Here is a 6,204-nt window from a genome sequence, read left to right on the forward strand (position 1 = left end):
GAGCGTGATCGTCGTCGTTGGCCTCTCCCACAAGACAGCGCCGATCGCGGTGCGCGAGCGGCTCGCGGTGCAGCGTGATGCGCTGCCTGCGCTCTACGAGCGGCTCCTCGCGGATCCGGCGATCGGCGAGGCCGTGGTGCTCTCCACGTGCAACCGCGTCGAGGTGTACGCCGCGCCGCCGCGCGGAGGTTCTCTCGAAGCGGCGAGCCGCGAGACCATCTCCGCGCTCGCGGCGATCGGCGGCGACGCGATCGCGATGCACCTCGGGCGCAAGGAGGGCGTCGATGCCGTGCGACACCTCTTCCGCGTGGCCTCGTCGCTCGACTCGCTCGTCGTGGGCGAGCCGCAGATCCTCGGGCAACTGAAGGACGCGATCGAGCTCGCGCGGGAGAACAAGGCACTTGGACAGACGCTCGGCAAGGCGATGCTCCGAGCGGTTCGCGTTGGCAAACGCGCGCGGAGCGAAACGGCCATCGGCGAAGGTCAGGTGTCGGTGTCGAGCGTGGCCGTGGATCTCGCGCAGGAGATCTTCGGGGATCTCGCGGGGCGCAAGGCCGCGCTCGTGGGCGCGGGTGAGATGGCCGAGGCCGCGGCGAAGCTGCTCGCGAAGGCAGGCGCGAAGATCATCGTGTTGAACCGGAGCCCGGCGCGGGCGAAGGCGCTCGCGGCCGACGTGTGTGGTGAGCCGCGCCCGATGACGGATCTCGAACGGACGCTCGGCGAGGTGGACATCGCGATCGCCTCGACATCGAGCCCGACGCCCGTGATCACGGTGAACCTCGTCAAGCGCGTGCGGAAGGTGCGGCGCGGCAAGAGCTTGTTCTTGATCGACATCGCCGTCCCGCGCGACGTGGAGCCTGCCGTGAACGACATCGACGGCGTCTACCTCTACGACGTCGACGACCTCTCGCAGATCGTGGCGCAGTCGCTCGAAGGCCGGGCCGCGGAGGCGGCGCGCGCCGAGGCGATCGTCGAGGAGGAGGCGCGCGCGTTCGAGCACTGGACGCTCGAACGTGAGCTCACGCCGACGATCGTGGGGCTCTTCAACCGGACACGCGCGGTGCTGCTCGCCGAGCTCGAGCGAAGTTTTTCCGGGCGCCTCAAGCACCTCGGCGCCGCGGAGAAAGAGGCGCTGCTCGTCATGGTCGACGCCGCGACGAACAAGCTGCTTCATGCGCCGGTGACGCGCCTCAAGGAGCTCGCGGGCGACGCGCGCGCCGAGGGGTACGTCGAGGCCGTGCACGATCTCTTCGACCTGTCGGCGATCTCGGCGATCTCCCTGGATGGCGATGGCAGCGCGATCGACGGAGCGATCACGCTGACGGCCGCAGGCACGAACGGCAAGGCGCACGCGCCTGCGCAGGCTTCGTCTGCGGGCTCGCCGTCGACGGCGTCGCGCGCATCACCCTCCCCGCGCGGGATCGCGGGCGCAAAGGATCTCGGATGACTCGCCTGACACTCGCCACTCGACGCTCCGCCCTCGCCCTCGCCCAGTCCCGCGCCTTCGCGCGCGCCCTCGTCGCGGCCTCGCCCGGCCTCGAGGTCTCCGAGCTTGAGATCGTCACGTCGGGCGACAAGATCACCGATCGGCCGCTCCAGGAGGTCGGCGGCAAGGGGCTCTTCGTGAAGGAGCTCGAAGAGGCGCTGCTCGACGGTCGCGCTCACTTCGCGGTGCACTCGTACAAGGACGTGCCCGCCGTGATCCCCGATGGGCTCGTGATCTCTTGTGTCCCGCGGCGCGAGGATCCGCGCGACGTCTTCATCACGCGGACGGGCGCGACGCTCGCGGAGCTGCCTGCGGGCGCGCGCGTGGGGACGTCGAGCCTGCGGCGGGCTGCGGCGATCGGGCTTTCGCGGCCGGACCTCGTGATCGTGCCGCTGCGCGGGAACGTGGACACGCGCCTGCGCAAGCTCGACGAGGGGCACGTGGATGCAATCGTGCTCGCGCTCGCGGGGCTTCGGCGTCTCGGGCTCGAACGACGCGCGACCGAGATCCTCGATCCCGCCGTGATGCTTCCTGCGATCGGGCAAGGCGCGCTCGGCATCGAGTGCCGCGAGGCCGATGTGGAGACACTCCGCGCACTCGCGCCGCTCGACGATCCCGAGACGAGCGTGCGCGTGGCGGCCGAGCGTGGCGTGATGGTCGCGCTCGGAGCCGACTGCCGCACGCCCGTGGCGGCGCACGCGGTGCGTACGGACGAGGGGCTCTGGATCCGGGCGATGATCGCCGAGGCGGATGGGACGCGCCCGCGGATGGGCGAACGTCGCGTCGCGTGGCCGAACACGGCGGAAGCGACGCGTGTCGGTCTGGATCTCGGACAGGAGCTCCTCCGCGCCTGAGGGCGCTCGCTTATCCTGCGGCCGATGCTTGGATACGTCGCGATCGTCCTGCACGCGCACCTGCCCTGGGTGCGGCACCCGGAACACGCGCGCCCGCTCGAAGAGCGATGGCTGCACGAGGCGCTCTGGGAATCGTACCTGCCGCTGCTCGACGTGCTCGCGCGGCTCGAAGCGGACGGGATCGCCGCGCGGATCACGGTGTCGGTGTCGCCGACGCTCGCGGCGATGCTCGCCGATCCGCTGCTTCGAAAGCGCTTCGTCCTGCACATGGATCGGCTCGAAAAGCTCGCGGCGCAGGAAGAGCGGAGGACGAGCGGGGATGCGGCGCTGCGCCCGATCGTGGCCTTTTACCGGGCGCGGCTCGAGGCCACGCGCGCGGCGTGGGAGCGCATCGGCGGCGACGTGCTCGGCGCTCTCGCAAGCCATGAGGAGCGCGGCTCGATCGAGCTCCTGACGACGAGCGTCACGCACGCGTATTTGCCGGCGCTCACGCGTTCGTCTGCGCGCGCGCAGGTAAAACTCGGCCTGCGCGCGTTCGAGGCCCTCGTGGGGCGAAAGCCGCGCGGGCTGTGGCTCCCCGAGTGCGGGTACGATCCCTCGCTCTTGCCGGAGCTTTCGGCAGCAGGCGTGGGGTACACGGTGCTCGACGCGCACGGCCTCGAGCTCGCCTTGCCGCGGCCTCCGCGGGGCGTGCTCGCGCCGATCCTCTCCCCCGCGGGCGTCGCGTTTTTCGGCCGTGATCCGCGAGCCTCGCGAGAGGTCTGGTCACGCGAGGTGGGTTATCCGGGGCATCCGGACTATCGCGATTTCTACCGCGACATCGGCTTCGATCTGCCGGAATCCGCGCTCGCGGGAGAGATCGGCCCGGACGGCACGCGCCTCATGACGGGCCTCAAGTACCACCGCATCACGGGTCCTGGGCCGCGCAAGGAGCTCTGGGATCCCGCGGCGGCCGAGGCCCGCGCGCGCGCGGACGCCGCGCATTTCGTGGCTGAGCGGGCGTCTACGCTGCGGGCCGCGCAAGGCCGAGTACCACGCCCCGTCGTGGTCGCGCCGTACGACGCCGAGCTCTTCGGCCACTGGTGGTTCGAAGGCCCGATCTTCCTCGAACACGCGCTGCGCGCCCTGCATCACGCGGAGCTCGCAGGCGAGATCGCGCCCGTGACGCTCGGCGCTTACCTCGCGGCCGAGCCTTCGCTCACGGTCGCCGAGCCCTCGACCTCGTCCTGGGGCGAAGGCGGCTTCGGCGAGGCTTGGCTCGGGCGCGCGCTCGATCCCGATCGCACGGAGGGCATGTCGCCCGCGCACCTCGTGCGGCACGTGCGCCACGCAGAGCAGACCGTGCAGGGGCTCGTGCGGACACGGCGCGGGGCGGACGGGCTCGCAGGGCGCGCGCTGGATCAAGCGATTCGCGAGCTCGTGTTGCTCGAAGCGAGCGACTGGGGCTTCATGATCCGGCGCGGCGAGATGGCGACGTACGCGGCAGCACGCGTCCGCGCGCATGCGAGCCGCGTGGATCGGCTCTGCAGGCTCGCGGGGCGCGGCTGGATCGGCGAGAGCGAGGCGCGGTGGATCGAGGCTACGTGCGAGCGTACGCCGTTCCTCGCCGGGCTCGAAGGCGAGCGCTTGCGCGACGCGTTCGACGCGTGAAGCGCCCATCTTGGGCCTTGTCGATCTGCCCCTGGATCACGGATGCTCATCTTCGCGATGCACGCTCGTTCGAGCTTTCCCCGTCTTGCTTGCCTCTTGCCGTCGTGCCTCGCGCTCGCGTCGATCGCCTGCGGCAGTGATCTCTTCCACTCGACCGACTGGGCCACGCTCTGCGACACGAAGCCGACCGCGAAGGGCTGCGCCGGACAGGGCGGCGCCGGGGGATCGGGCGGCGCGGGTGGCATGGGCGGCGCAGGCGGCGGATCATGCGTCCCGTGCGCGAACCTCGCGGGCGCGAACGTGGCGAAGCCCGTCGATGTCCCGATATGCCCGAGCTCCGTCGACGTCCACGCCCTGCTCGACGACTGCCGATGCAGCGAGACGAGCGTGTGTTACCCGAGCTGCTCGCTCACGCCTGCATGCGGCAACACCGCGACGGACGTGGCGGCGTGTGACGCGTGTGTCGAGACCTCGTGCGGCCCGTATGTCCTCGCCTGCCTCGCGCAAACGTCGCCCTGAGCGGCACGAGTTGACAGCGATCGCCACGCGCGGAGACGATCGCTTCATGCTTCGCTTCGATCCCCTGTTCGGACTCGGTCTGGCTGGCTTCCTGTTCGTGGCTGCGTGCGGCGGTGGAGGCGAGGGGAACGCCGCGTCGTCGTCGGGCGGCGGCTCGGAGCCCGCGTGCACGAGTGATGCGCAGTGCGGCGCGAGTGACCCTTGCAAGATCGCTGCGTGTGTCGGCGGAGCGTGTGTCGAGACCCAGGCGCCCGCGGGCAAACTCGTCCTCGACGGCCTCGTCCCCGGCGACTGCAAACGCAAGCAGTGCACGGCCGACGGCGCGATCGAGGAGATCGTCGACGACACGGACAAACCGAACGACTACAACCCGTGCACGCTCGACACGTGCACCGGAGGCATGCCGAGCCACGCGCCGGATCCTGCGATGGAGAACGCGCCGTGCGGAACGAACAGCCAGATCGTCTGCTCTGCCGGTCTGTGCGTCGGCTGCACCAACGCGGGAGAGTGCCCCCAGGGCGGCCTCTGTCACAAGGTCGTCTGCAACCTCGTGGGCATGATGAACGCGTGTGGCCTCGAGATCGACGTCGACAAACAGATCTCCAACGTCGATCTCACCGACTGTTCGCGCGCCGTTTGCGACATGAACGGCGACATCGTTCTCGCGCCCGCGCCGCTCGACGTGCCCTTGCCCGACGACAACGACTGCGACGTCGAGTCGTGCGGCGAGAGCGTCACCGTCGTCCACACGCCGCAGCCCGACGGCACCACGTGCGGCGGATCCACGACGTGCAAGCCGAGCTCCTGCTTGGCGGGCGCGTGCGTGCAGATGCCCTTGCCAGGCCCGGACGTCGTCACGGAGACGCAGGTGTCGGGCGATTGCCGCACCACCGTGTGCGACGGCATGGGTGGCACGCTGGATCAGCCCGACGACCTGGACGCGCCGACCGATCCGACCCCGGGGGACTGCACGAAACCCGTGTGCTCGAGCGGCACGCCGACGACAGGCCCGGCTGCGCAGGGCACCATGTGCACGACCGCGGGCGGCTTGCCCGGCATGTGTGATGGGAGCGGCAACTGCAACTGATGTCGCGGGCGCGACGTGATCAGAACGTGACGTGAAGCCCCGCGGACGTGGGGCCGACGAGCAAGCGCAAGCTCGTCTGCGGCGCGGCCGGCGTCGTCGTGGGCGTCGTCTCGTCGCTCTTCACGGGCACGCGCTTGCTGCCGATCACCCACAGCGGCACGCCCACGCCGAGCGCCACGACGCCGGTGATCAGGATGCCGTAGCCCACGGCTAGTTGCGTCTCGTCGGTGCGCGTCTCGCAGATCGTGGGGCCGAACTGCGAGTCGCAGTAGATCGGGATCTGGTTCGCCGCGGTGCTCGCGATCGCCGAGCCGGCGAGCACGCCGACGATGCCCGCGGTCGTGGCCAGGATGCCGCCGACCATCATCGTCGTGTTTTTGCGCTCGTAGCGCGGAGGCGGCGGCTGCGGCTCGCCGTAGTACGGGCCGTAGTACGGATATCCGTACGGGTATCCTTGCTGCGGCGGCGGGCCGTATCCGGGCGGAGGCTGTCCGTACTCGCCACCTTGCGGCGGAATGTATCCGGGCGGAGGCGGGCCATACCCTTGTGGATAGCCGTAGCCGTATCCCGCGGGCGGCGGCGGCGCGGGCGGAGGCGCAGCCGCGCCC

6 protein-coding genes are annotated in these 6,204 nt (G+C 70.6%); 5 read left to right on the forward strand and 1 reads right to left on the reverse strand.

Annotation, left to right across the window (positions count from 1 at the left end; all coding sequences use genetic code 11):
- Nucleotides 1–4 precede the first annotated feature (4 nt).
- From hemA to QHF84_RS34290, 5 genes are read left to right on the forward strand one after another with little or no spacing between them, the layout of a single operon-like run.
- Entirely contained in the window at nucleotides 5–1,447 is a 1,443-nt protein-coding gene (hemA, locus tag QHF84_RS34270; RefSeq protein ID WP_281317723.1) for a glutamyl-tRNA reductase, read from the forward strand.
- A complete protein-coding gene (hemC, locus tag QHF84_RS34275; protein ID WP_281317724.1) occupies nucleotides 1,444–2,340 on the forward strand; it encodes a hydroxymethylbilane synthase in 897 nt (298 codons plus the stop codon). Before hemA ends, hemC begins: the two co-directional genes overlap by 4 nt.
- A 24-nt stretch (nucleotides 2,341–2,364) precedes the next feature.
- Nucleotides 2,365–3,990, forward strand: coding sequence for a 1,4-alpha-glucan branching protein domain-containing protein (locus tag QHF84_RS34280; RefSeq protein ID WP_281317725.1), 1,626 nt, complete (start codon nucleotides 2,365–2,367; stop codon nucleotides 3,988–3,990).
- Nucleotides 3,991–4,032: 42 nt separating this feature from the next.
- Nucleotides 4,033–4,509, forward strand: coding sequence for a hypothetical protein (locus tag QHF84_RS34285; RefSeq protein ID WP_281317726.1), 477 nt, complete (start codon nucleotides 4,033–4,035; stop codon nucleotides 4,507–4,509).
- Nucleotides 4,510–4,555: 46 nt separating this feature from the next.
- Nucleotides 4,556–5,596, forward strand: coding sequence for a hypothetical protein (locus QHF84_RS34290; protein ID WP_281317727.1), 1,041 nt, complete (start codon nucleotides 4,556–4,558; stop codon nucleotides 5,594–5,596).
- Between the two features lie 19 nt (nucleotides 5,597–5,615).
- On the opposite strand, the gene QHF84_RS34295 is transcribed toward QHF84_RS34290, so the two are convergent.
- Nucleotides 5,616–6,204, reverse strand: a 589-nt coding sequence (locus tag QHF84_RS34295) for a hypothetical protein (RefSeq protein WP_281317728.1), incomplete at its 5' end; no start/stop codon positions are given.

Source organism: Polyangium sp. y55x31 (assembly GCF_029946505.1).
In the GTDB taxonomy this organism is placed as follows: Bacteria; Myxococcota_A; Polyangia; order Polyangiales; family Polyangiaceae; genus Polyangium.

What these genes read in the sequence shown, in the direction of transcription:
- hemC (WP_281317724.1), top strand. Translation starts at nt 1,444, where the DNA reads ATGACTCGCCTGACACTCGCCACTCGACGCTCCGCCCTCGCCCTCGCC.
- QHF84_RS34280 (WP_281317725.1), top strand. Translation starts at nt 2,365, where the DNA reads ATGCTTGGATACGTCGCGATCGTCCTGCACGCGCACCTGCCCTGGGTG.
- QHF84_RS34285 (WP_281317726.1), top strand. Translation starts at nt 4,033, where the DNA reads ATGCTCATCTTCGCGATGCACGCTCGTTCGAGCTTTCCCCGTCTTGCT.
- QHF84_RS34290 (WP_281317727.1), top strand. Translation starts at nt 4,556, where the DNA reads ATGCTTCGCTTCGATCCCCTGTTCGGACTCGGTCTGGCTGGCTTCCTG.